Raw genomic sequence first — 23,740 nt, 5'->3', positions numbered from 1 at the left:
AAAACTTTTAATATAAAATTTCTAATAATTAGTTCAACTCTTAAATCATTTTTTGGTGATAGTATTGAAAGGTGCAGAAGCAATAATAAAGGCATTAGAGGCAGAAGGTGTTAAAATCATCTTTGGTTATCCTGGTGGAGCAATTTTACCATTTTATGATGCTCTCTATGATAGTGATTTAATTCATATACTAACAAGGCATGAGCAGGCTGCAGCCCATGCAGCTGATGGATTTGCCAGAGCCTCTGGAGAGGCTGGAGTTTGTGTCTCAACCTCTGGGCCAGGGGCTACTAACTTAGTGACTGGAATAGCTACAGCTTATGCTGACTCTTCCCCAGTCATTGCTTTAACTGGACAGGTGCCAACAAAGTTAATAGGGAATGATGCCTTTCAAGAGATTGATGCCCTTGGCTTATTCATGCCTATAACTAAGCATAACTTTCAGCTGAAAAAGCCTGAGGAAATTCCAGAAACCTTTAGAGCAGCTTTTGAGATAGCTACAACAGGAAGGCCTGGGCCAGTACATATAGATATTCCTAAGGATGTTCAGACAGGAGAGATAGATTTAGAGAAGTATCCAATTCCAGCTAAGGTAGATCTTCCTGGATACAAGCCTAAGACTGTTGGTCATCCTTTACAGATTAAGAAAGCCATTAGATTACTATCTGAAGCTGAGAAACCTGTAATTATTGCTGGTGGAGGGGTTATAATAAGTGGAGCCCATGAAGAACTTTACAGAATAGTAGAGCTTTTAAAGATTCCTGTGGCCACTACTCTAATGGGTAAGGGAGCATTTCCAGAGGATCATCCTCTTTCCCTTGGAATGTTAGGGATGCATGGAACTAAAGCAGCTAACTATGCTGTAACTGAAGCTGATCTCATCTTAGCTATTGGCTGTAGATTCTCTGATAGAGTGGTAGGAAATCCTGAAGAGTTTGCTCCAAATGCTAAGATTATACACATTGATATAGATCCAGCTGAGATTGGGAAGAATATTAGAGTAGATGTTCCAATAGTTGGAGATGCTAAGAATGTTTTAAGATCAATGCTGATGGGTTTATCCAAGGAGAATATAAAGGTTAAAGAGAGTTGGTTAGAGAGAATAAGATATTTAAAAGAAAGCTCAATTCCAATGATGGACTTTAATGATAAGCCAATAAAACCTCAGAGGTTTGTTAAAGAGCTTATGTCTCTCTTAGAAGGGAAAAAGTTTATAATAACTACAGATGTAGGACAGAATCAGATGTGGATAGCCCACTACTTTAAATTTAAGTGTCCAAGGTCTCTAATCTCTTCAGGTGGATTGGGAACTATGGGTTTTGGTTTTCCAGCAGCTATAGGGGCAAAGGTGGCTAAGCCAGGAAATAAGGTTATATGTATTACTGGAGATGGAGGCTTCTTAATGAACTCTCAGGAGTTGGCTACAGTAGCTGAATACAATATTCCAGTGGTTATTTGTGTCTTTGACAACAGAACCTTAGGAATGGTTTATCAGTGGCAAAACCTTTATTACAACAAAAAGCAGAGTGAAGTGCACTTAGGAGAGAGTCCTGACTTTGTCAGATTGGCTGAAAGCTATGGAGTTAAAGCTGATAGGGTAAGCTCTCCAGATGAGATTAGGGAGAAGTTAGAAGAGGCTATAAAAAGTGATGAACCTTATCTTTTAGATATTGTTATAGATCCTGCTGAAGCTCTTCCTATGGTTCCTCCTGGAGATAAGCTAACAAATATAGTTAAGCCTGAAAGGGTTGAGCCAAGAGTTAAGAGTATTAAATTCAAGGATATAGAGAGGGTTAGAATTGAAAAGGAAAGTGTTAGTTATTGAAGGAGATGGGATAGGAAAAGAGGTTATCCCAGAGGCTGTTAAACTCTTAACCTTATTAGGAGACTTTGAGATACTTAAAGGAGATGCTGGCTTAGAGTGCTATAGAAGATGTAAAGAGTTCCTTCCAAGGGAAACATTGGAGAAGGCTGAAGAATCTGACATTATCTTATTTGGAGCTGTAACCTCTCCAAAGGGGGTAAAGGATTATAAGAGCCCAATATTAACATTGAGGAAAACTTTTAATTTATATGCCAATGTTAGGCCAATAAATAACTTTGGACTTTTAAGGTTAGAAGGCTACTTAGGAAAAAATAAATTTTTAGATGTTAAAAATGTAGACTTAGTCATTATAAGGGAGAATACTGAAGATCTCTATGTAGGATTTGAGAGAGAGCTTTATGACATAGCTATAGCTGATAGAGTTGTCTCAAAAAAAGCCTCTGAGAGAATTGTAAGGTTTGCCTTTGAATATGCCAAGGAAAATAAGAGAAAAAGGGTTTCTTGTATACACAAGGCTAATGTCTTAAAGGTTACTGATGGGCTTTTTTTAAAAACCTTCTATGAGGTTGCTAAAAATTATAAGATAGAGGCAGATGACTACTTGGTTGATTCAGCCTCTTACTTACTAATAAAAGAGCCTGAAAGGTTTGATGTTATTGTAACCACTAACATGTTTGGAGACATCTTATCAGATGAAGCTTCTCTACTACTTGGCTCCCTTGGTTTAGCTCCTTCAGCTAACATAGGAGAGAGAAAGGCTTTATTTGAGCCTGTCCATGGCTCAGCTCCAGACATAGCTGGGAAGGGAATAGCTAACCCAATGGCTGCTATACTCTGTGTAGCTATGATCTTTGACTACATAGGAGAGAAAGAAAAAGGAAACCTTATTAGAGAGGCTATAAAACACTGTATAGAAGAAGGGAAGGTTACTAAAGACCTTGGAGGCTCTTTAAAAACTCATGAAGTTGCTGAAGAGATTATAAAATATGTGACCAACTATGAGTAATAAACATAAGGTTAGTAAGAAAACTATTCTCCTATTTTTCATTGGAATCTCAATAATTTTAGTTATCTTGTATGTCATTGGAATAGATAAAATTATAAACATATTATTAAAAGCTAATCCTCTCTACATTCTCTTAGCCCTAATTTTACAATTCTTAGGGCTTGTAATTTTAACTCTAAGGTGTAAATATATCTTAAAAGTTGCTAACTACAATAATATCTCTTTTAAAACTCTCTTTCTTATAACCCTCATAGGACAATTTGTAAATAATACAACTCCTTCCATGAGAGGAGGGGGAGAGCCTGTAAGGATGTACTATTTACATAAGCTCTATAACATCTCTGGAGGAGAATCAGCTTTTATAGTGATAGTTGAGAGATTCATTGACACATTAATCTTTTTAATTATGTCCTTTACAGTTATCCTCTTACTTATGCTCTCTGGTGTTCACATTAGCATTCTTCTTACTGCTTGGCTCTTCTTTTTAATTTTTATAGGATTGATAGCTTACTTGATTTTAAATAGGAAGTTACTAACAAGAATAGCTATAAAGATTGTTTCCTTTTCCTGTAGGATTTTAAGGAGAGATATAGATGAGTGCAGAGTTTTAGAAGAGATTGAGAAATTTTATAGATCCCTTGACCACTTCAAAGACAAGAAGAAGGATAAGAACTTAATTATAGCTATAATTTTAACAATTTTTTGGTACTTGGTTGATGTTATAAAATTTTATTTATTCTTCTTGTCCTTAAATTGCTTCACCTCTATAATCTCAGTAGCCATTATCTACTTTGTAACCTTCTTAAGTGGAATCTTTTCCCTAACTCCTGCAGGGGTTGGTAGTGCTGATCTTGTTATAATCCTCTCTTCAACTCTCTTTAACATTCCTCCATCAGTATCTGCTGGAGTAACCATCTTAGATAGAATCATCTCCTTTTTAATCCCAACCATATTAGGCTACTTCTCCTACCTCTACTTAAAAAAGCTTGAGAACCCCAAATCAAAATAATATATAAAATTTACTATTCCATTCAAAATAACAAAAGGGATATATATAGACTTTAGTTTAATAGTTATTGAGAAGTACCATTTTAGGGTGAGATTGATGAAGTATAAGGATACAATTGATTTGTATGATGAAAAGGGAAAGTTAGTTGAGGAAAATGTACCTTTAGAAGCTATAAGCCCTTTATACAACCCAACAATTCAAAAGTTAGTTAAGGATGTTAAGAGAACTGTTGCAGTTAACTTAGCAGGAATTGAAAATGCTTTAAGAACTGGACAGGTTGGAGGTAAGGGCTGTAAGATATTAGGAAGAGAGTTAGACTTACCAATTGTTGAAAATGCTGAAACCATAGCTGAGTATGTAGAAAAAACCTTAAGAGTTTCTGAGGATGATGACACCTCCATCAAGTTAATTAATGATGGTAAACAAATGGCTGTTCAGGTTCCATCAAAGAGGTTAGATATAGCTGCAGAATATACAATTTCAACCTTAGTTACAGCTCAGGCTTTAAAAGAGGCTATTATAAGAACCTTTGATGTTGATCTCTTTGATGCTCCTATGATCCATGCAGCTATTTTAGGAGGATATCCTCATGATGTTACAATGAAAGGAGCTAACATTTCAGCTCTCTTAGGGAATCCATTAACCTTAGAGTGTCCAGGATATGCTTTAAGAAATATTATGGTTAACCACTTTGTTGCCTGTACTAAGAAGAATACTATGAACGCTGTAGCTTTCACCGCTATAATGGAGCAAACTGCAATGTTTGAAATGGGAGATGCTATAGGAGCATTTGAAAGACTACACTTATTAGGTTTAGCTTACCAAGGATTAAATGCAAATAACTTAGTTATAGACTTAGTTAAAGAAAATGGTAAGAATGGAACTGTTGGGACAGTTATAGCTTCATTATTAGACAGAGCTTTAGAAGATGGAGTTATAAAGGAGGATAAAACATTATCCTCAGGATTTAAGTTATATAGACCAGTTGATATAGCCAAGTGGAACGCTTATGCTGCAGCTGGTTTAGTAGCAGCTGTTATTGTTAACGTTGGAGCTGCAAGAGCTGCTCAGGGTGTAGCTTCAACCATCTTATACTACAATGACATCTTAGAGTATGAAACTGGACTTCCAGGAGTAGACTTTGGAAGAACTGAGGGTACAGCTGTTGGTTTCAGTTTCTTCTCCCACTCCATCTATGGTGGAGGAGGTCCTGGAATATTCAATGGAAACCACATAGTTACAAGACACTCCAAAGGATTTGCTATCCCACCAGTTGCTGCAGCAATGTGTTTAGATGCAGGAACTCAGATGTTCTCACCAGAGAGAACCTCAGCTTTAATTGGAACTGTCTTTGGAGCAATTGATGAATTTAGAGAACCATTAAAATATGTTATAAAGGGAGCTTTAGAAGTTAAAGACAAAATTTAAGTGGTCTTAAATGATAGAAGTTGAGATCTTCCCTCATAGATATCTTAAGGCCTCTACCACTGAAAAATTTTTAAATAAACTCTATGACTTAAAGACTGTTGAAAGAGTAGTTATCCATGGGCAACCTTTACCAAAAGTTGTATATTATGGCCCTGCAAGAGGCCTACCAGTGAATCATAGTGAAAGGAAGATAATTGAAGTTAAAGGAGTTCCAGTTGAGCTAACAGTGATGGCAGGTAGGTTTATTGTAACTCTCTCTGATGACTCTGAACTTGAAAAGATAGAGGAGATTTGTAAAGAGATGTTTCCCTTTGGTTATGATATTAAGGTTGGTAAGTTCTTGAAAGAAAAGCCAACTGTCACAGACTATTTAAAGTATGGAGAGAAGGGAGTTCAGTTAATTAATGAAATTGACAGAAGATTAATAGGAATGATTGATCCAAGAAGTAGGTTAAAGGATAGCTTAGCAGTTGTTGAAAAGGAAAGTGATGATCAAGAATGCCAGTAGGAAGATTTGAGCAAATTATTGACTGTAGGGCTGTAATGGGTTTAGCTGAAGGTGGAGGTTTAGCTCAGAGAGGAACCTTAGCAGAGGCTTTAAAAAATGATGTTGTTGTTGTAGCAATGTCTCCTGGAAGGAGGCATATAACTAAACCAGTTTGTGAAATAACTTATGGAATTAGGGAAGTTGGAATACAGACAAGTGTCCTTGTGCTTAACGCTGGCTCTGGAATTCCAGCAGATTCTCCAAGGGGTTCTTTAGGATCAACCTTTGGAATAAAGCCAGAGGAGGCTAAGCAGATAAATAGGCATAAGCTTTGCATAGTGCACTTTGGTAATGTCATTAGCCATATAGTTTATAAAGCAGCCCTCTTCCTTAAGTATGTTGAAATTCCTACAATAATAGTTTGCCAAGCTCCTGTAGATATGGAGGATCTTGCTAAGTATGGGGTTAAGACAAGAGATATACTTCCTCTAAACCCTAAAACTAAGGGTACAGTTGTTGATATAGTCACTGGAGTAATTAGAGGAGAATCCTGTCCTCAGTCAAAGATTGATGAGATCATAAATAAAATAAAGTACCACTTAAGTAAATTAAGTTGAGGTGATAGGAATGGCATACAAGCCACAGTTTTATCCAGGAAGTACAAAGATAGCTGAGAACAGAAGAAAGCACATGAATCCAGAGATTCAGTTGGAGAAGTTGAGAGATATCCCAGATGATGATGTTGTTAAAATAATGGGACACAGACAGCCAGGAGAGGATTATAAGACTGTTCACCCACCATTGGAAGAGATGGACTTACCAGAGGATTATGTTAGAGACTTAGTAGAGCCAATAAATGGAGCTAAGGAAGGACATAGAATAAGATATATACAGTTTGCTGATTCCATGTACTTTGCTCCAGCTCAGCCTTATGATAGAGCAAGAACCTACATGTGGAGATTCAGAGGAGTAGATACTGGTACATTGTCAGGAAGGCAAGTTATTGAAATGAGAGAGAGTGATTTAGAAGCTATATCTAAGAATTTCTTATTAGATACAGCTTTCTATGACCCAGCAAGATGTGGAATTAGAGGAGCTACAGTTCATGGACATTCTCTAAGGTTGGATGAAAATGGTTTAATGTTTGATGCTTTACAGAGATATGTTTATGATGAGAAAACTGGACATGTTGTTTATGTAAAAGATCAAGTTGGAAGACCATTAGATGAGCCTGTTGATGTTGGAGAGCCATTACCAGAGGAGAAGTTAAAGGAGATAACTACTATATATAGAAAAGATGGAGTTCCATTAAGAGATGATGAAGAACTCTTAATAGTTATCAAGAGAATTCACAGAGCAAGAACCTTAGGAGGGTTCATGCCACAGGATGACATCATTGAGAAGTTCTTATAAACCAAAAAATAACTTTTTGAGGTGATAGAGATGGAAGCTGAGAAAAGATTATTCTTAAAGGCATTAAAGGAGAAGTTTGAAGAGGATCCAAGAGAGAAGTATACAAAGTTCTACATCTTTGGAGGATGGAGACAGTCTGCAAGAAAGAGAGAGTTCGTTGAAGCTGCTCAGAAGTTAATAGAGAAGAGAGGAGGAATTCCATTCTACAACCCAGATATTGGGGTTCCATTAGGACAGAGAAAATTAATGCCTTATAAAGTTTCTAACACAGATGCTATTGTTGAAGGAGACGACTTACACTTCATGAACAACGCAGCTATTCAGCAAATGTGGGATGATATAAGAAGAACTGTCATCGTTGGAATGGATACAGCTCATGCTGTCTTAGAGAAGAGATTAGGGGTAGAGGCTACTCCAGAAACTATAAACGAGTATATGGAAGTTATCAACCACGCTCTCCCAGGAGGGGCAGTTGTTCAGGAACACATGGTTGAAGTTCACCCAGCATTAGTTTGGGACTGTTATGCTAAGATATTTACAGGAGATGATGAGTTAGCTGATGAGATAGATAAGAGATTCTTAATTGACATTAACAAGTTGTTCCCAGAAGAGCAGGCTGAGCAAATAAAGAAGGCTATAGGTAAGAGAACCTACCAAGTTTCAAGAGTTCCTACATTAGTTGGAAGAGTCTGTGATGGAGGTACAATAGCAAGATGGAGTGCAATGCAGATAGGAATGTCATTCATTACAGCTTATAAGTTATGTGCTGGAGAAGCTGCTATAGCTGATTTCTCCTACGCAGCTAAGCACGCTGACGTTATTCAGATGGCAACTTTCTTACCAGCAAGAAGAGCAAGAGGACCAAATGAACCAGGAGGAATGTACTTTGGAGTCTTAGCTGACGTTGTTCAAACAACAAGAGTTTCAGATGATCCTGTAGAACAATCCTTAGAGGTTGTCGCTGCAGGAGCTGCTTTATTTGACCAAATATGGTTAGGAAGTTACATGTCTGGAGGGGTTGGATTCACTCAGTACGCTACAGCTTCCTATACTGATGACATCTTAGACGATTTCAGCTACTATGGTTATGACTACATAAACAAGAAATATGGAGGATGCAACTCTGTTAAGCCAACAATGGACGTTGTTGAAGACATAGCTACAGAAGTTACACTATACGCTTTAGAACAGTATGACACCTACCCAGCATTATTAGAAGACCACTTCGGAGGATCACAAAGAGCAGCTGTTACAGCTGCAGCTTCTGGAATTAGCGTAGCTTTAGCTACAGGAAACAGTAATGCTGGATTAAACGGATGGTACTTAAGTCAAATATTACATAAAGAATACCACAGCAGGTTAGGATTCTACGGTTACGACTTACAAGACCAGTGTGGAGCTGCTAACTCATTATCCTTCAGAAACGATGAAGGATCACCATTAGAGTTAAGAGGGCCAAACTATCCAAACTATGCAATGAACGTCGGACACCAAGGAGAATATGCTGGAATTACACAAGCTGCCCACTCTGGAAGAGGAGACGCATTTGCATTAAACCCATTAATTAAGGTAGCATTTGCTGACCCATCCTTAATATTTGACTTCAGATACCCAAGAAAAGAGTTTGCAAGAGGTGCACTTAGAGAGTTTGAACCAGCAGGAGAAAGAGATCCAATTATCCCTGCTCACTAAACCTTTATTTTTTTTAATAGCCCTCATTTGTTTTAATTATGAGAACAAATAATAAAGTCTACTTTAGTATTCTTAAGGTTAATTTTAACAGAAAATTTGGAAAATTTTAAATATTAGGCATATAATACTCAAAGCTCATTAAAAAGGGGTGAGATTGTGGATACTTTGTTAATAACTCTTGGAGCCTTGGCATTAAGTGGAGCTTTAGCAACAATAGCTGGCTGTGCAGAGGATTTAGAGTCAGATGTTGGATCTCAGTCAAACCCTAACTCTCAGGTTCAGTTAGCTCCACAGATGGGAAATATCCATAGATATTACAACAAAGCTATCTCTGGGGAACCAGTTTCCTATGGTTTATATGTTGCAGTTGCTGGATCTATAGCTTATGCTATAATACAAGCTGGATTTAACCCAGTCTTAGCCTTAATTATTGGAGCTGGAGTAGCAGCTTTAGTTCATGGAGCTTATGCCATCTCAGCATACTTAGGAAGAATTGTAGGTCAATCTAAGAACTTTGGCCAGCCAGTATATTGGGATATTGTTATGTCTCATATAGGCCCTATTGTTGGACATGGTTTTATTGCTGTGTTTTGTATGGTTTTAATGGCTTACTTGGCTAATACAATCTTAGGAAATCCATTCCCACTACCATTAATAGCCTTCATATTTGGTATTACAGTTGGAGCAATTGGTTCCTCAACTGGAGATGTCCACTATGGAGCTGAGAGAGAGTATCAGAAGTATCCTTTTGGTGGAGGGGTTCCAGTAGCTAACCATGGAGACATTGATATAAAAGCTGAGTATGGTTTAAGGAACAGTATGGATTCCTCTTACTTCTGTTCCAGACTTGGAGGGGTTCTAACAGGAATTTGTTTTGGGCTAATAGTCTTCTTAGATGGATGGAGAGGAGTTTTAGGGAATATATTAGAGCAAAAAGATCCAATCATTTCATCAGTTATCTCTATAGTTATAGGATTAATAATAGTTGTTATATTGGCAATTGTCAACAGAAAAGTGGAAGTGTTTGCAAGGGAGAAGTTTGGCCCATACAAATAAAAAAGATTTTTGAGGTGGAAAAATGGATCCTATCTCTTTAGCTCTTCCTTTGGTTGGGATAACAATTGCTGGAGCTATTATTAATGCAAGTGTCCATTTCATCCCTGTTGGGGGGGCTCCAGCAGCTATGGCTACATCTACAGGGGTTGGTACTGGGACAACCCAGCTTGCTGCAGGAGCAGGTTTTACAGGCTTGTTAGGAGCTGCTGTCATGTCTTCCATAGTTGGCTTATCTCCAACTGGAATAGCTTTAATCATGCTCTCTGGAGCTGTTAGTTCCATGATCATGTTGGGAGTTACAATGTTAATAGCTCAATTTATCTATGTTTTTGGGGTTGGAGTTGTACCAGCAGCAGATAAGTGTGAAGTTGACCCAATAACAAAGGATCCTCAGAAAGATTATATAACTCCAGGTACAACAGGACATGGAATTCCAACAGTTTGTTTTGTCTCTGGTTTAATAGGAGCTGCTCTTGGAGGGATTGGAGGGGCTTTAACTTACATAGCTTTACTAAACTTAGGTTTCTCTCCAGAGCTTGCAGGGATGTTAGCAGTTGGTTTCTTCTTCATTAATGCAGTTCTTGCATCTTACAACATAGGAGGAACAATAGAAGGGTTCCATGATCCTAAGTTTAAGAAAATGCCTAATGGAGTTATAGCCTCTTTAGTAGCCTCTTTATTATGTGCAATTGTCCTAATACTAATGTCTTTGTAAATTTAAAAATTTTATATAGGGTGGTTATATGTCTCATGGTGGAGGAGGTCATGCAGCTGAGTTATATCCAGAAGAGCAAATCATGGCTGTAGGTGTTGGTTTATCTTTAATTGGTAGTTATTTAGCTCACTTTCTAAGTCCTTATGGTTTATCCATGTTAGTCGGTGGTTTATTAGCAGCTGCTGCATGTGTTGCTGGAGCTAACACTGTTAGAAAGGTAGCAGCTTATGGGTTAGGTACAGGGGTTCCATCTATTGGTATGATCAGTTTAGGGATGGGAACCTTAGCAGCTTTAGCAGGGATCTTAATTCCAAAGGCTTTAGGGATTACTTACTTAGCAGCTCCAATATTAACTCTTATCATATCAGCCATTGTTGGGGTTATTGTTGGTAAATTAACAGTTAATCCTGTAGGAATGAAGATCCCAATTATGGTTAGAAGTATGACTTTCTTATCTATAGCTGGAGCTATGGCTATACTTGGCTTTACAGTGGCTTATGCTGGCTCATTAGATCCTAAAATTTATGTAGATGCTGCAGTTAAGAGTGGAATTATAGCCTTAGCCTTCATAGCTCCAGGGATGGCTATATTACATCCATTCAATGCCTGTTTAGGGCCAGATGAGAGCCATAAAAGGACATTAACCTTAGCTGTAGCCTGTGGGCTATTAACTTGGTTCATCTTCTCAGTTGTTAAGTTAGACTTACTTTCAATAGTAGTTTCAATTATACTATGGGCTATAGTTTATACTAAGTTTGTTAAGATGTCCTTAAATGATGCCTGTGCAGTCTTAGAAGTTCCAGAAATTCCTAAAAAAGAACAGTAGAGGGGTTAGGAGATGCCAGCTTATGTTCTAATTGATGAAAAGATTCCTTTGGTTTATAATGTAGAAACAGGAGAAATTACCAAAGGATTTGGAGATATATTATTTGTTGATGTAAATCCAATAATGGAAGAGTTAAATAAGTTGGAGAAGTTGGTTCAAGCTTATGAAGACTCTTTAGATCCAAGAAAACCACCATTAAATTCATTTCCAAATAGAGACTATATCTATGCTATGTCTGGGATCTTTAAACCTTTCTTCTTTGGTTTCTGGATAGCTTTAGGGTTATTATCTTTGTTGGCAATTATTATAGGGGTTAAATACTTCTAAAAAATTTTTTAGGTGAGTAGAAATGGCTAACAAAAAGGAACCAGCTCCAGGATGGCCTATTGTCAGTGGAGAGTATGTTGTTGGTAATCCAGAGAGCTGTGTTGGTGTAGTAACCCTTGGATCCCATGGGTTAGAACAAGCCTGTATTGAAGCTGGAGCAGCTATTGCTGGGCCTTGCCATACAGAAAACTTAGGGATAGAGAAGGTTGTAGCCAACTATATCTCAAATCCAAATATCAGATTCATGATCCTCTGTGGTTCAGAAGTTCAGGGGCATATAACTGGACAGTGCTTTAAGGCCTTATGGGAGAATGGAATAGATGACAGTGGGCAAATTATTGGAGCTAAAGGGGCTATCCCATTCTTAGAGAATGTTGATAAAGATGCTGTTGAAAGATTCAGAAGGCAAATAGTTGAAGTTATAGATTTAATTGACTGTGAAGATATTGGTAAGATAACTCAGGCTATTAAGGAGTGTTTATCTAAAGATCCAGGGGCTATAGATGAAGACCCTTACATTATTCAGTTAGAAGGTGGTGGAGGAGAGGAAGAAGGAAAAGAAGGGGTTGTAAAGCCAATAACTCCTGAAATAGCCATAGTTGAGAGTAGAATAAGGTTAATTGGAGCTGAAATGGGTTATAATGGTTTATTAGCTAAGTGGCAATCTGGATACTATAATGGAAAAATTCAGGGAATAGCTGCAGGATTGTTTATTATGTTAGTGTTCTTAGGAATTCTAATGTTATAAAGGTGAGAAGATGGCAAAAATAGAGATCACAAACAAGCCTAACATCTCTTCAATTCAAAGTTATATGGAAGAGCTTGAGTATAAAGTAGGCTTAATAACAAGAAATAGAGGGTTAGAGAGTGGAATAGAACATTATGGATTAAAAGGAGCTATCTGTGGAGCTATCTTTGCCTTAGTATTGTTTGGAATTCCACTAATATTATATATTTACTTAAAGATGAGTGGGGGGATGTAAATGTCTAATGATGAAAAAATTCCCCAAGTTATGATGGATCCTAAGGATTTTGAGGAAATTAAAAAAAGATTAGATGAATTAGAAAAAAAGGTTGAAAATACCAATGCTGAGCTTTTCCAAATTGCTGGGAAAAAGGTAGGTAGAGATATAGGAATTTTATATGGTTTGGTTATTGGAATTATCTTATCCTATATTTTACCAGCTTTAATAAAGATTGTTGAACTCTTAAGTATAAAGGTTCAAGTTGTTAAGCCATAAAAATAGAAAAAGGGTGAGAGGTTATGTTTAAGTTTGACAAGGAACAGTTTGTTTATGAAGTAGCTGGAAGAAAGTGTGGAGGTCAGCCAGGGGAGTATCCAACAGCTTTATCTGGAACTATATTCTATGCAAGACATAAGATAGTTGAAGATGAAAGAAAGGGAATTTTTGATAAAGCAGCTGCTGAGGATTTAATAAATAAACAGGCTGAAATGGAAGATGTTACTGGAAATCCTGCATGGGTTCAAGTGTTTGGAGGTACTCCAGAGGCTTTAACTAAGTATGTTGATTTTGTTGTTGAGGTTTGGGATGGGCCAGTGTTGTTAGACTCTACATCAGCAGAGGCAAGAATGGCAGCAGCTAAGAGAGCTACAGAGGCAGGATATGCTGATCAGTGTATTTACAACTCTATCAATGTTTCCATTGAAGAGCCAGAATATCAAACATTGGTAGAGAGTGACATCTCAGCATCTATAGTTTTATGTTTTGACCCAATGGATCCAACTGTTGAGGGTAAGATAAATGTTTTAACAAATGGTGGAAAGACAACAGATAAGGGAATGTTAGAGTTAGCTGAAAAGGCTGGAATTGATAAATTATTCATTGATACAGCAGTCACTCCATTGGGTAATGGAGCTGGGCCTGCAGTTAGAGCCTCATTTGCAGTTAAGGCTTTATTTGGTTACCCAGTAGGAAGTGGAATTCACAACATCCCATCAGCATGGGATTGGTTAAGAGAGTTCAGAAAGAAGTTAAGAGAAGAAGGACATAGAGAGTTAGCTAAGGAAATAAGAGCTGTCTGTGATGTTGGAGCTACACTAATGCAAGTCTGTGCAGCTGGAGACTTTGTTCTATATGGGCCTATAGATGATGCTCAAGTTGTCTTCCCAGCTGTTGCTATGATTGATGCTACCATAGCTGAGGCTGCTAAGGAGTTAGGAATAGAGCCTGTTGACTTCCATCCATTCAAGAAGCTTCTCTAATTAATATTAATTTTGATTTTTATGATTTCAGCTATTATTTTAGCAGGAGGGAAGGGAAAGAGAATAGGAGGAAATAAGCCATTTAAAAAGTTTGGAGATAAGTATTTAATTGACTATCCAATCTCTATTTTGAAGAAGTTAAAAATTCCCTACACCATAGTCACCTCAAAAAACTTATTATTTAAATATAATAATTTTTTAAGCTTTGATTTAATTGATGACTTTGGCCCACTTGCAGGAATTTTATCTGGGATGAGGACTTTAAACTCAGAGTGGTACTTAGTTCTACCCTGTGACTGTCCTTTTTTGACTGAAGATTTTATAAATTATTTAATAGCAAATATTAAATTTGCTGAAAAGAGAGGTTGTAAATGTATAGTCCCAAGGCATAGAAATGGGTTTATTGAGCCTCTTTTTTCTCTGTATAGGAAAGACTCTAAGATATATTTGAATAAGCTAATCTTAGAAGATAAAAGAAAAATTATATATCTCATTAGAGAACTAAATCCTTTATATGTAGATGCTGAAAAATTTAAAAATGTCTTTATAAATATTAATACCCCTGAGGAGTTAAGGGATGCCCTTAAACATCTTATTAAAAAATGAGGTAAATAAAAATATTAAAGTAAAATCCTATATCTTAAGAGGGATCTCTCCCTCTGGCCATGTGGATATTCAAGAGCTCTTTTATCTCTCTTTATCCAAGCCAAAATTTAGAAAGCATTTAATGGAGAGAAGTTTTAATGATGACGAAACCTTCAACTCTCTTTTAAGAAGAGCTAATTTACTTTATAAATTAGATACTCTTCCACAGGGAACATTATTTGAGCTTTGGACATACTTTTTAATAAAGAAGTTTTTTGAATATTTTAATATAGATGGAGAAGTCTATAGAAATTTAAATGTTGAGTACAATGGGAAAAGTATCACTGAAATTGACATAGTGGCAAGGGTTAATAACAATTTATATATCTTTGAGTGTAAAGATAGAAATATAACCCTAAATATGCTACTAAAATTCTATGGAATTGTTAAATTGCTAAACCAAGATATTGGAGTTATGGCCACAACTAAAATTTTCTGTGGGAATTTAGAGAAGGAGGAGATAAGTGAAGAGTTTAACATTTTTATTTTAGATAAAGTATTGGAAAAAGATGAAAATAAAATTTTCAAAGAGCTTAGGGAAATTTTTAAGCTTACTGAGGGATGAGGATAATGTTTAGGGGAAATGTTGGAATATTTTATGATTCTAAATATTATTATGTTGTAGAGTTTGAGAGAGACATAGAATATATGATAGGTGAGTTCAACAGAAGAAATTATTTAACCCATAGGGAGAAAATAAGAATGATATGCCAACATCTAAATTTAGAGTTCCCTGGCTATAGAGGAGGAGAAATAATAACTTTTGGTGAACTTCCAAGGCCTAAGAAAATTTATAGAGTTGAGTTTTTAGGAGATAATATAGAGAAAATAGAGGAGACTGATATCTATGCAGGAGAGTTAATTTATGTTACCCAGCCTAAATTAATTTAAAACTCTCTTTGTAAGCTAAGGTTCCCCAGTAGTCCAAGATGTCTCTAACACTATAATCCTTAAATTCCTTCTTCTTCATTTTAGCCATCTTTTTTAGTTCCCTTAAAACATCCTTCATTTCATCATAGTTTAGAGTTGTAGAGTTTATTAACAAACTTATAGCCCTTCTGTCAAGATCATCCATCCTACCACCACAGTGTGGTATTACAAAAATAAAAATTTTTATTATTTTATATAAAATTTTTGGACAATGTTATTATCAACTTAAGTTATTTTTAATTTTCATAAAATTATCTTTAAAAGAGATATAAAAAATTATAGGTCAACTATATATTTAACCTTCCATAAGCCATTATCCTCTTTAACCTCCATCTTGTGGTAAGTGACAGCTTTCACTTCCTCTTTTATGTTATGCTCCTTTCTAATCTTCTCTCCATAGGCTTTACACTTCAACCTATTATTTTTAATCTCTATCTCAAAGTCACTAAAAACCAAGCCATAGACATCTGTGTAGTAAAGAAGCTCATTTAGAAAATTATATAATAGTTCTTCTAAATCCTCTCCTTCCACTTCAAACTCCACCACTTCCTTCTTCTCAACCTTGTCTATATCAACCATTATATTATAAAGAGCCTTTGCAGCCTCTTTAAAAGCTTCTTCTAAACTCTCCCCAAGGGCTTCAACTCCTAAGTCTGCTGTAGTTTCAAAGTATTTAAACATGCTCTCCCCTGATTAAGTAGCCATTTTTATACTTCTCAATAGTAAATTTAACATCTAAGAATTGCTCAACAACCTTTATATTGTTAATAGTATGATCTGTTATCTTAGACACCCCAACCTCTCCTCCAGAGAAGGCTAAGAAGGGAATAATTTGGTCTCCCATATATCTATCTAATGCCAAACCACTACTCCTCTCCTCAAGTAAGAAATTAACAGCCCTCTCAGCCACTATCTCAGCTCTTAACCCCTTCTCTCCCAGGCAGGAGGAGCCAAGGGTGTCATTCCATAGCACTATCCCAGCTCCAGTGGAAACTCCTTTAGAGACTTCAATTTTAATATTACACTCTAATTTATTTTTATTTAGTAGTTCAATAGCCTTTCTCCTCATCCTCCTTGCTATACTTTCATCTAAATTTTGAACATAGGAGAGACCTTCAACAAGGTTAGATCCAGAGTGCTCAACTAAACAAATTTTCTTTATCTTTGAAGGCTTTTCTTTAAATTCCACTATCCCATTTCCTTCAGGATAGAAGCCTCTTTTAATAACCTTTAGCTCAGTTTCTAATCCAAATCTTCCCAAAATTTTTAAGGTTACATTTTTTAAATAGTCTATTGGAGGAGCATTTTTAACATCTGTCCCTCCTCTTATTTTAACTGTAAAGCTCTTCTTTATCCCTAATGCTAATGGGAGAAGGGCTTGGATAACCAAAGAGATGGAGCCAGCACTACCTATATCTATCTCAAAGTCCTTAGGAGTGAGCTTAGAGGGAATAAATATTAACTCCTCAGAGCCTAAGTAAAGTCCATGAACTTCAGCATTACAGAGCTTTTTTAAGGCTTTAACACAGGCTATATGTTGTTTCCCTAACCCTCTATTTTTCCTCTTCTTCCTAATGTTTATTATCTTAACCCCTTTCCCAGTCAGTGCTGATAAAGCTATAGCTGTTCTTAAAATCTGGCCACCACCTTCAGAGCCATCAATAATTAACATGGTTTCACTTAAATGCACTCATTAGGGTCCAAGCTTCCTTTCCTGTGATAAAGGCTCTATTAACTAATCTTTTAAATATTATTTTACACAACTCTTTTTTATGTTCAGGGATATCCTTTTTATCTATGAATTCATTAAACTTTTTAATTAAAAGTTCCTTATCTTCTTTAGAGGCCTCTCTAATATTTATGTCTAAAAATTTATTGCCAACCTTACTTATATAGAGTTCATAGAGGATCACAGCAACAGCATGGGATAGGTTCATTATAGGATATTCCTCAGAGGTTGGGATGGAAACAAGAAGATCACATTTATCAAGCTCTTCATTGTATAAACCATCATCTTCTCTTCCAAATACTAACCCTATATTTCCCCTAACCTCCTTAATCTTCTCAGCCAACTCTCTTGGAGTTATTGGCACCCTCTTTAAATTTCTATCTCCCCCCCTTGCTCCAGAAGTGGCTATGATAAAGTCTAAATCCTCTATAGCACTGTCAAAGGTTTCATAGAACTTGGCTTTCTCCAATATATCTTTAGCATGGACAGCCATCATTTTAGCTTCATCATTTATTATCTTTCTATCCCCAACAATCCTCAACTCCTTGAACCCAAAGTTTTTCATAACCCTTGCTACACTTCCAACATTTCCACCATATTTAGGATGGACTAAGATAACCTTTATAATGATCCCACCTTTTGGTGATTTATTATGGATGTAGCTGTTCTCTACTCTGGAGGTAAAGATTCTAACTATGCTCTCTATTGGGCTATCAAGAATAAGTTTAATGTTAAATATTTAGTTAATGTTGAGAGTGAAAATAAAGAGAGCTATATGTTTCACATTCCAAATGTTCATTTAACTGAGCTAAGCTCCAAGGCTGTAGGTATTCCCTTGGTGAAGATATATACTAAAGGAGAGAAGGAGAAGGAAGTTGAAGATCTAAAGGAAGGTTTAAGAGAGCTTGACATAGATGGTGTTGTAACAGGAGCTATAGCAAGTAAATACCAGAAGGAAAGAATTGATAGGGTTTGTGAAGAGCTTAAGCTAAAATCCTTCTCTCCTCTTTGGGGGAGAGAGCCAGAGTCAATCCTAAGGGAGGTGTCAGAGCTATTTAATGTTATTATAGTTGGAGTCTATGCCTATGGCTTGGGAAAAGAGTGGTTAGGGAAAAGGATAGATAAAAGTAATATTGATGATTTAATAAAGCTCTGTGAGAAATATGGAATTCATAAGGCCTTTGAAGGAGGAGAAGCTGAAACCTTTGTTTTAGACTCTCCTGTGTTTAAGAAGAGAATAGAGATTATAGAGGGAGAGATAGAGTGGCATGAAACTTGGGGCATCTATCATATAAAAAAGGCTAGGTTGGTTGATAAACCATGATCTTTGAAATTTTAAGAAAGCAGAGGTATCAAATTTATAAGCATGTTGGAGTTAAGCTCTGTGGCTGGCTAAAGAAAAAGATGCTCTATAATAAAGATTGTTATAAGTCTAAGTTTTATGGGATAGAAACCCATAGATGTGTCCAGTGCACCCCTTCAGTTATTTGGTGCCAGCAGAGCTGTATCTTCTGCTGGAGGGTTTTACCAAGAGATTTAGACATTGATGAATTCCCAAGCCCAGAGTGGGAAAAGCCTGAGGTAGTAGCTGAGAAAATCTTAGAGCTTCATAAAAAGGCTATAATGGGTTATAAAGGAATCTTGGATAGAGTTGGAGAGAAAAAGTTTGAAGAGGCTTTAAATCCTAAGCATATAGCCTTATCTCTCTCAGGAGAGCCAACCCTATACCCTTACATAGATGAATTAATAGAAATATTTAAAGATAAGGGCTTTACAACCTTCTTAGTATCTAATGGAATATTGACAGAGGTTATTAAGAAGATTAAGCCTACTCAACTTTATATCTCCTTAGATGCCTATGACTTAGAAAGCTATAAAAAAATTTGTAGAGGAAAGGAAGAGTTTTGGGAGCACATCTTAGAGACTTTAAATATCTTAGATAAAAAGGAGAGAAGTTGTATAAGAACCACTTTAGTTAGGAACTATAATACTAATATAGAAAAGTTTATTCCCCTCTATGAGTTGGCAAATGTTGATTTTATTGAGCTGAAGTCATATATGCATGTTGGATACTCACAGAGAAGATTAAAAAAGGAGCATATGCTTAGTTATGATGAAATCTTAAAGTTAGCTAAGAAAGTTGAGGAGAATAGTAGATATAAAATAGCTGATGGCTGTGAGGAAAGTAGGGTTGTTCTACTGGTGAATAAGGATAAGGATGTTAGTGTGAAGATTTAAGTTTTTATTTTTTATGTTATTAATAGATTTGGATTTATTTGTAGATTCCATCCTTGTTTTAATGGACTGGCGATTCAAACTTGATGAATTCATAAATATAGATGTGATAGTTAGGTTTCCATCCTTGTTTTAATGGACTGGCGATTCAAACTATAATCTTTAATTTCGTTATTAAAAAAGTTCTCAAAAGTAAGTTTCCATCCTTGTTTTAATGGACTGGCGATTCAAACTATAATCTTTAATTTCGTTATTAAAAAAGTTCTCAAAAGTAAGTTTCCATCCTTGTTTTAATGGACTGGCGATTCAAACTTCTCCAATTGATTTAATGCTAACGTTGGAAACTTTACGTTTCCATCCTTGTTTTAATGGACTGGCGATTCAAACAAGGCAATAATAGAAGCATCAATAAATTTGATTTAGTTTCCATCCTTGTTTTAATGGACTGGCGATTCAAACTCTCTAAAATTGACATTAGAAAAGCTCAAAGAAGAGCTGTTTCCATCCTTGTTTTAATGGACTGGCGATTCAAACACTTCAATGCTGAAAATTTAGAAAAGAAATTCTTGCTGTTTCCATCCTTGTTTTAATGGACTGGCGATTCAAACAAGGAATGGCTGGAAGAGGTTTTATTATGAATGTTTGTTTCCATCCTTGTTTTAATGGACTGGCGATTCAAACATATTGAAGATATTATAAGATCTGGAAAAGATGAACTCAGTTTCCATCCTTGTTTTAATGGACTGGCGATTCAAACTGGCTTGGCTTACTGCTGTTGTAAAATACCCGTAATTGTTTCCATCCTTGTTTTAATGGACTGGCGATTCAAACTTGCAATATCTCAGAAAAAAAGGACTGATAACAGGTTTCCATCCTTGTTTTAATGGACTGGCGATTCAAACACAATTTCAGGACATTCCTGCTCTTTACCATCTATACTGTTTCCATCCTTGTTTTAATGGACTGGCGATTCAAACTTTTGTCGGTTAATTACTTAGCGGTTATAGTATAGTTTCCATCCTTGTTTTAATGGACTGGCGATTCAAACTATATCTTATGACTATCGTATGTATCTAATGATAATTTACAGTATTTACAGTTTCCATCCTTGTTTTAATGGACTGGCGATTCAAACTACCCCACACTTAGTCGATGTGATAATTGATTTGGGGTGTTTCCATCCTTGTTTTAATGGACTGGCGATTCAAACCAGTTGGGGATTTGGGTATCAGTTTGAGTATGAGGGAAAGTTTCCATCCTTGTTTTAATGGACTGGCGATTCAAACCAGAAACTCTTGAAGTTACTTGAGAAAAGTGAACAGTTTCCATCCTTGTTTTAATGGACTGGCGATTCAAACTACCCCACACTTAGTCGATGTGATAATTGATTTGGGGTGTTTCCATCCTTGTTTTAATGGACTGGCGATTCAAACTTATATATATAGTTGGGAATTAGCAAGAAACGACTGTTTCCATCCTTGTTTTAATGGACTGGCGATTCAAACTATCATACTACGCAAAAGATATATTAGAAGATAAATTGTTTCCATCCTTGTTTTAATGGACTGGCGATTCAAACTGTATCTCCACATACATCTTACAAAGAATCACTGAGTTTCCATCCTTGTTTTAATGGACTGGCGATTCAAACACGCGTTTAAAACCATTTGTGACCTTGGAGAATTTAGTTTCCATCCTTGTTTTAATGGACTGGCGATTCAAACCCTTAATGTCTGTCCTTATTTTATATCAAAACTCCTATAAAAAACTTTCTTTTTAAACCCGAGTTTTCTTACTGGTTGATTATTGAACCCCTATATAAAAGTAAGAAAGATTGTTCCCTCCATTTAAAAATACTATGCACAACCGTTAAAACAAAGCTCAACAATTAACCCATATTTCACTAAAAATAAAGTCTAATTAAACCTAAAACCAATAAAATAACAGCAAACAATCCAACAAACTAAAAAATCACAATTCTCCAACGAAAAAATCAGTATTACTTTTTCCCAATTTTCTCGTACCAATTTCCAACAACCTCTATATAAAAGCAAGAAAACTTAATTAGGAAAGTTAATAACCACAATAAACTTATTAATAACAAAAAACCCTTTTGATGAAACTTTTTCTAAAAGTTTATAATTAATAACAAAAATAAAAACTCATCAAGCTAACTCTTTTGATGAAACTTTTTCTAAAAGTTTCAGATGGAGCTTTTTCTAAAAGTTTCTTCTAAAGGTTTCATCCTAAGATCTCAATAGCCTTGAATGGACAGGCCTTTAAACAATTTTTACAACCAACACATTCTTCTTCTTTAAACACTACACTATAGTCACTTTTATCAATATAAATGACATCTAAAGGACACTGGGTTACACAGCAACCACAATGGACACATTTCTCAAGATCTCTCTTTATAACTTTCTTTATCTCCTCAAGCTCTCCATACTTGGATAAATACTCTAAAGCCTTCTCTATAGTTTCTTTATCTCCAATTAGCTCTAAGATTAAAAAAGCCTCCTGAGGCTCAACCTTGGCCTTTAAGATATTTATATTAATCCCTGTCTTTAAGATAGTCTCTGAGATAACTGGCTTATTTATATACTCTGGATTTGTCCAGTAGTAAATTCTCTTTTTCATTTCCTACCACCTAATAACCTTGAAAGATCTTCTGAAGTGACAACTCCAACAACTCTATTATTCTCATCAATCACTGGCAAGCCAGAAATGTCATATCTACACATCTTCCTTGCAACCTCATCTATAGGCTCATCTTTCCTTGCTGTAACAACATTTCTTGTCATAATCTCTTCAATCTTCCTCTTCTTTTCAGCCACTGCCTTAGCTATATCCCATGAGGTTACAATTCCCACTATTTTCCCATGCTCATCAACTATTGGTAAGTGGTTAATATTATTGTTCATCAATATCTTAGCAGCCTCTTCAATACTGATCCCTAACTTAGCAACTATTGGCTCTCTCTTAATTACATCCCTAACCAAGGTTATAGGTGATCTCATAGGCTTAAATTCTCCCTTACCAAGTGGAGCCACTCTCTCAGTTAGTAAGAAAGAGCCTTCTAAAATCCTTCTCTTCAATTCCTCAGCAACTTCTCTTGCCTTTTTATAGCTTGAAACTGGTCCAGTCTTAACCTCTTTCTCAACTCTCTTCCCATCAATCTCAACATTAAGCACTATTTTCCCATCTCTCAACTTTTCATAGTTAGTTTTTCCAACTAATGGTCTCTCTCTCCTTGGCACACCATAGTCATAGATTGGCACTTCTATATCTCTATCCCTTATAGCTGTTCTCTTAGCTATTTCTTCATTTAATACTGGAATTGGTATTCCTACTCCAATATAGAGGGTTGGTCCATACTTAGGCATTGTTGCAGCTCTTAAGAATTCAGGAGACATCTCTTTTAAGTTACCCTTAACCATTAAAGTACCAAATGGAGGGTTGTGCTGAGTTCCCTCTCCAATAACAAAACCTTCAGCTCCAGCTAAGAAGATCTTTGTTCCAACTCCTATAGTGTTAAAAGTCTTGGTCTCTGGATTGTAGTCATTTTGTAGAGGATTCAATTGCCCAGCTCCAGAGTAGTGGACATTGTTAAACTCTGGTAAGAGAATGCCCATGTAAGTGTAAATTTTTTCTTCCCTACTGTTTGTAGCAGCTGCATAGGTTTGATAGCAATTTCTTGGATTTACCATAATGGCTTGGTTAACATCATCTAAGCTAATCTTAACACAGACATCTTTTCTTGGATAACAATCTGTTGTATAACCTTCAGCATATAACTCAACTTCCTTTCCTCTAACAAGGTCTTCAATAACATGAGCTCCTCCATAGTCTATATCTATATCAGGATCTTCATTTGGTTGGGTAGCCCCTATGTAAGTGTCAACAGCAGCTAAGCCACCATAGGCTTGGACATTATTTAAATAAATTTTAAGCATCTTTATTGGAGGGTCAGAATGGCCAAAGTTTATAAACACTCCAGAGGAACACATAGCTCCAAAGGTTCCAGTTGTAACCACATCTACATAATCAGCAGCTCTCTTAGCCCCTTCCTCTTCAACTATCTTAATCATTTCCTCAGCTGTAACCACTACAGCCTCTCCTTTCTTTATTTTTTCATTTATTTCTTTTATTGTTTTCATACCTCTCCCTTAGTAGCTTTTTAGAATTAAAAA

Annotated in this window: 27 protein-coding genes and 1 CRISPR repeat array; of the genes, 21 read left to right on the top strand and 6 right to left on the bottom strand. The window is 36.1% G+C overall.

The window, feature by feature from the left end; translation table 11 throughout:
* The first annotated feature begins 64 nt into the window (after positions 1–64).
* The 19 genes from METIN_RS01430 to METIN_RS01340 all read left to right on the top strand — a co-directional run bounded on the left by METIN_RS01430 (position 65) and on the right by METIN_RS01340 (position 15,544).
* Positions 65–1,825, top strand: coding sequence for an acetolactate synthase large subunit (locus tag METIN_RS01430; protein WP_048203291.1), 1,761 nt, complete (start codon positions 65–67; stop codon positions 1,823–1,825).
* On the top strand, positions 1,800–2,831 hold the full coding sequence (aksF, locus tag METIN_RS01425; protein ID WP_013099703.1) for a homoisocitrate dehydrogenase: 1,032 nt from the start codon (positions 1,800–1,802) through the stop codon (positions 2,829–2,831). The genes METIN_RS01430 and aksF overlap by 26 nt, the downstream gene beginning before the upstream one ends.
* On the top strand, positions 2,824–3,840 hold the full coding sequence (locus tag METIN_RS01420; RefSeq protein ID WP_013099702.1) for a flippase-like domain-containing protein: 1,017 nt from the start codon (positions 2,824–2,826) through the stop codon (positions 3,838–3,840). Before aksF ends, METIN_RS01420 begins: the two co-directional genes overlap by 8 nt.
* Before the next feature lie 93 nt (positions 3,841–3,933).
* Entirely contained in the window at positions 3,934–5,268 is a 1,335-nt protein-coding gene (mcrB, locus tag METIN_RS01415; protein ID WP_048203290.1) for a coenzyme-B sulfoethylthiotransferase subunit beta, read from the top strand.
* A 10-nt stretch (positions 5,269–5,278) separates the two neighbouring features.
* Positions 5,279–5,776, top strand: a complete 498-nt coding sequence (mcrD, locus tag METIN_RS01410) for a methyl-coenzyme M reductase operon protein D (protein ID WP_013099700.1) — start codon at positions 5,279–5,281, stop codon at positions 5,774–5,776.
* Complete coding sequence (mcrC, locus tag METIN_RS01405) at positions 5,767–6,372, top strand: methyl-coenzyme M reductase I operon protein C (RefSeq protein WP_013099699.1); 606 nt, start codon at positions 5,767–5,769, stop codon at positions 6,370–6,372. Before mcrD ends, mcrC begins: the two co-directional genes overlap by 10 nt.
* A 10-nt stretch (positions 6,373–6,382) precedes the next feature.
* Positions 6,383–7,168 (top strand): coenzyme-B sulfoethylthiotransferase subunit gamma, encoded by a 786-nt coding sequence (gene mcrG / locus METIN_RS01400; RefSeq protein ID WP_013099698.1) that lies wholly within the window; start codon positions 6,383–6,385, stop codon positions 7,166–7,168.
* Between the two features lie 30 nt (positions 7,169–7,198).
* The gene (mcrA, locus tag METIN_RS01395; protein WP_013099697.1) at positions 7,199–8,860 is read left to right on the top strand and encodes a coenzyme-B sulfoethylthiotransferase subunit alpha; all 1,662 of its coding nucleotides are present in this window, start codon (positions 7,199–7,201) and stop codon (positions 8,858–8,860) included.
* Between the two features lie 156 nt (positions 8,861–9,016).
* On the top strand, positions 9,017–9,916 hold the full coding sequence (gene mtrE, locus METIN_RS01390; RefSeq protein WP_013099696.1) for a tetrahydromethanopterin S-methyltransferase subunit E: 900 nt from the start codon (positions 9,017–9,019) through the stop codon (positions 9,914–9,916).
* A gap of 22 nt (positions 9,917–9,938) precedes the next feature.
* Positions 9,939–10,631 (top strand): tetrahydromethanopterin S-methyltransferase subunit D, encoded by a 693-nt coding sequence (gene mtrD, locus METIN_RS01385; protein WP_013099695.1) that lies wholly within the window; start codon positions 9,939–9,941, stop codon positions 10,629–10,631.
* Positions 10,632–10,659: 28 nt separating this feature from the next.
* Entirely contained in the window at positions 10,660–11,457 is a 798-nt protein-coding gene (gene mtrC / locus METIN_RS01380; protein ID WP_013099694.1) for a tetrahydromethanopterin S-methyltransferase subunit MtrC, read from the top strand.
* 12 nt (positions 11,458–11,469) lie between these two features.
* Positions 11,470–11,784 (top strand): tetrahydromethanopterin S-methyltransferase subunit B, encoded by a 315-nt coding sequence (locus METIN_RS01375; RefSeq protein ID WP_013099693.1) that lies wholly within the window; start codon positions 11,470–11,472, stop codon positions 11,782–11,784.
* Positions 11,785–11,806: 22 nt separating this feature from the next.
* The gene (mtrA, locus tag METIN_RS01370; RefSeq protein WP_013099692.1) at positions 11,807–12,532 is read left to right on the top strand and encodes a tetrahydromethanopterin S-methyltransferase subunit A; all 726 of its coding nucleotides are present in this window, start codon (positions 11,807–11,809) and stop codon (positions 12,530–12,532) included.
* A gap of 10 nt (positions 12,533–12,542) precedes the next feature.
* The gene (locus METIN_RS01365; protein ID WP_013099691.1) at positions 12,543–12,767 is read left to right on the top strand and encodes a tetrahydromethanopterin S-methyltransferase subunit F; all 225 of its coding nucleotides are present in this window, start codon (positions 12,543–12,545) and stop codon (positions 12,765–12,767) included.
* A complete protein-coding gene (gene mtrG, locus METIN_RS01360) occupies positions 12,768–13,025 on the top strand; it encodes a tetrahydromethanopterin S-methyltransferase subunit MtrG (RefSeq protein ID WP_013099690.1) in 258 nt (85 codons plus the stop codon).
* 23 nt (positions 13,026–13,048) lie between these two features.
* Positions 13,049–14,008, top strand: coding sequence for a tetrahydromethanopterin S-methyltransferase subunit H (gene mtrH, locus METIN_RS01355; protein WP_013099689.1), 960 nt, complete (start codon positions 13,049–13,051; stop codon positions 14,006–14,008).
* A gap of 21 nt (positions 14,009–14,029) precedes the next feature.
* Positions 14,030–14,614 carry a molybdenum cofactor guanylyltransferase gene (gene mobA, locus METIN_RS01350; protein WP_013099688.1) on the top strand — a complete coding sequence of 195 codons (585 nt, stop codon included), beginning with the start codon at positions 14,030–14,032 and terminating at the stop codon, positions 14,612–14,614.
* On the top strand, positions 14,586–15,218 hold the full coding sequence (locus tag METIN_RS01345; protein ID WP_013099687.1) for a hypothetical protein: 633 nt from the start codon (positions 14,586–14,588) through the stop codon (positions 15,216–15,218). The genes mobA and METIN_RS01345 overlap by 29 nt, the downstream gene beginning before the upstream one ends.
* A 5-nt stretch (positions 15,219–15,223) precedes the next feature.
* The gene (locus METIN_RS01340) at positions 15,224–15,544 is read left to right on the top strand and encodes a hypothetical protein (RefSeq protein ID WP_013099686.1); all 321 of its coding nucleotides are present in this window, start codon (positions 15,224–15,226) and stop codon (positions 15,542–15,544) included.
* On the opposite strand, the gene METIN_RS01335 is transcribed toward METIN_RS01340, so the two are convergent.
* The 4 genes from METIN_RS01335 to METIN_RS01320 all read right to left on the bottom strand — a co-directional run bounded on the left by METIN_RS01335 (position 15,531) and on the right by METIN_RS01320 (position 17,940).
* Complete coding sequence (locus tag METIN_RS01335) at positions 15,531–15,728, bottom strand: hypothetical protein (protein ID WP_013099685.1); 198 nt, start codon at positions 15,726–15,728, stop codon at positions 15,531–15,533. The genes METIN_RS01340 and METIN_RS01335 overlap by 14 nt on opposite strands.
* Positions 15,729–15,859: 131 nt before the next feature.
* Positions 15,860–16,264 (bottom strand): archease, encoded by a 405-nt coding sequence (locus METIN_RS01330; protein WP_013099684.1) that lies wholly within the window; start codon positions 16,262–16,264, stop codon positions 15,860–15,862.
* On the bottom strand, positions 16,257–17,255 hold the full coding sequence (rtcA, locus tag METIN_RS01325) for an RNA 3'-terminal phosphate cyclase (RefSeq protein ID WP_048203288.1): 999 nt from the start codon (positions 17,253–17,255) through the stop codon (positions 16,257–16,259). The genes METIN_RS01330 and rtcA overlap by 8 nt, the downstream gene beginning before the upstream one ends.
* A 4-nt stretch (positions 17,256–17,259) precedes the next feature.
* Positions 17,260–17,940 (bottom strand): TrmJ/YjtD family RNA methyltransferase, encoded by a 681-nt coding sequence (locus tag METIN_RS01320; protein WP_013099682.1) that lies wholly within the window; start codon positions 17,938–17,940, stop codon positions 17,260–17,262.
* Between the two features lie 24 nt (positions 17,941–17,964).
* Here METIN_RS01320 and METIN_RS01315 point away from each other — a divergent pair, with 24 nt between their 5' ends.
* Together METIN_RS01315 and twy1 are read left to right on the top strand one after the other, a co-directional pair.
* Positions 17,965–18,636 carry a diphthine--ammonia ligase gene (locus tag METIN_RS01315; RefSeq protein WP_013099681.1) on the top strand — a complete coding sequence of 224 codons (672 nt, stop codon included), beginning with the start codon at positions 17,965–17,967 and terminating at the stop codon, positions 18,634–18,636.
* Positions 18,633–19,550: a 4-demethylwyosine synthase TYW1 gene (gene twy1 / locus METIN_RS01310; protein WP_013099680.1), complete on the top strand. Its 918-nt coding sequence runs from the start codon at positions 18,633–18,635 to the stop codon at positions 19,548–19,550. The genes METIN_RS01315 and twy1 overlap by 4 nt, the downstream gene beginning before the upstream one ends.
* 43 nt (positions 19,551–19,593) lie before the next feature.
* A CRISPR array of direct repeats spans positions 19,594–21,271; the repeat unit is 37 nt; unit sequence GTTTCCATCCTTGTTTTAATGGACTGGCGATTCAAAC.
* 517 nt (positions 21,272–21,788) lie between these two features.
* Here the strand turns inward: twy1 and METIN_RS01305 are convergent.
* Both METIN_RS01305 and METIN_RS01300 read right to left on the bottom strand, forming a co-directional pair.
* Positions 21,789–22,187, bottom strand: a complete 399-nt coding sequence (locus METIN_RS01305; protein ID WP_013099679.1) for a 4Fe-4S binding protein — start codon at positions 22,185–22,187, stop codon at positions 21,789–21,791.
* Complete coding sequence (locus METIN_RS01300; RefSeq protein WP_013099678.1) at positions 22,184–23,707, bottom strand: homocysteine biosynthesis protein; 1,524 nt, start codon at positions 23,705–23,707, stop codon at positions 22,184–22,186. The genes METIN_RS01305 and METIN_RS01300 overlap by 4 nt, the downstream gene beginning before the upstream one ends.
* Positions 23,708–23,740 lie beyond the last annotated feature (33 nt).

This window comes from Methanocaldococcus infernus ME (assembly GCF_000092305.1).
GTDB classification, from domain to species: Archaea; AGJL01; Methanococci; order Methanococcales; family Methanocaldococcaceae; genus Methanocaldococcus; species Methanocaldococcus infernus.
The sequence above is the reverse complement of the archived record's forward strand: the minus strand, read 5'-3'. Positions and strand labels throughout refer to the sequence as shown.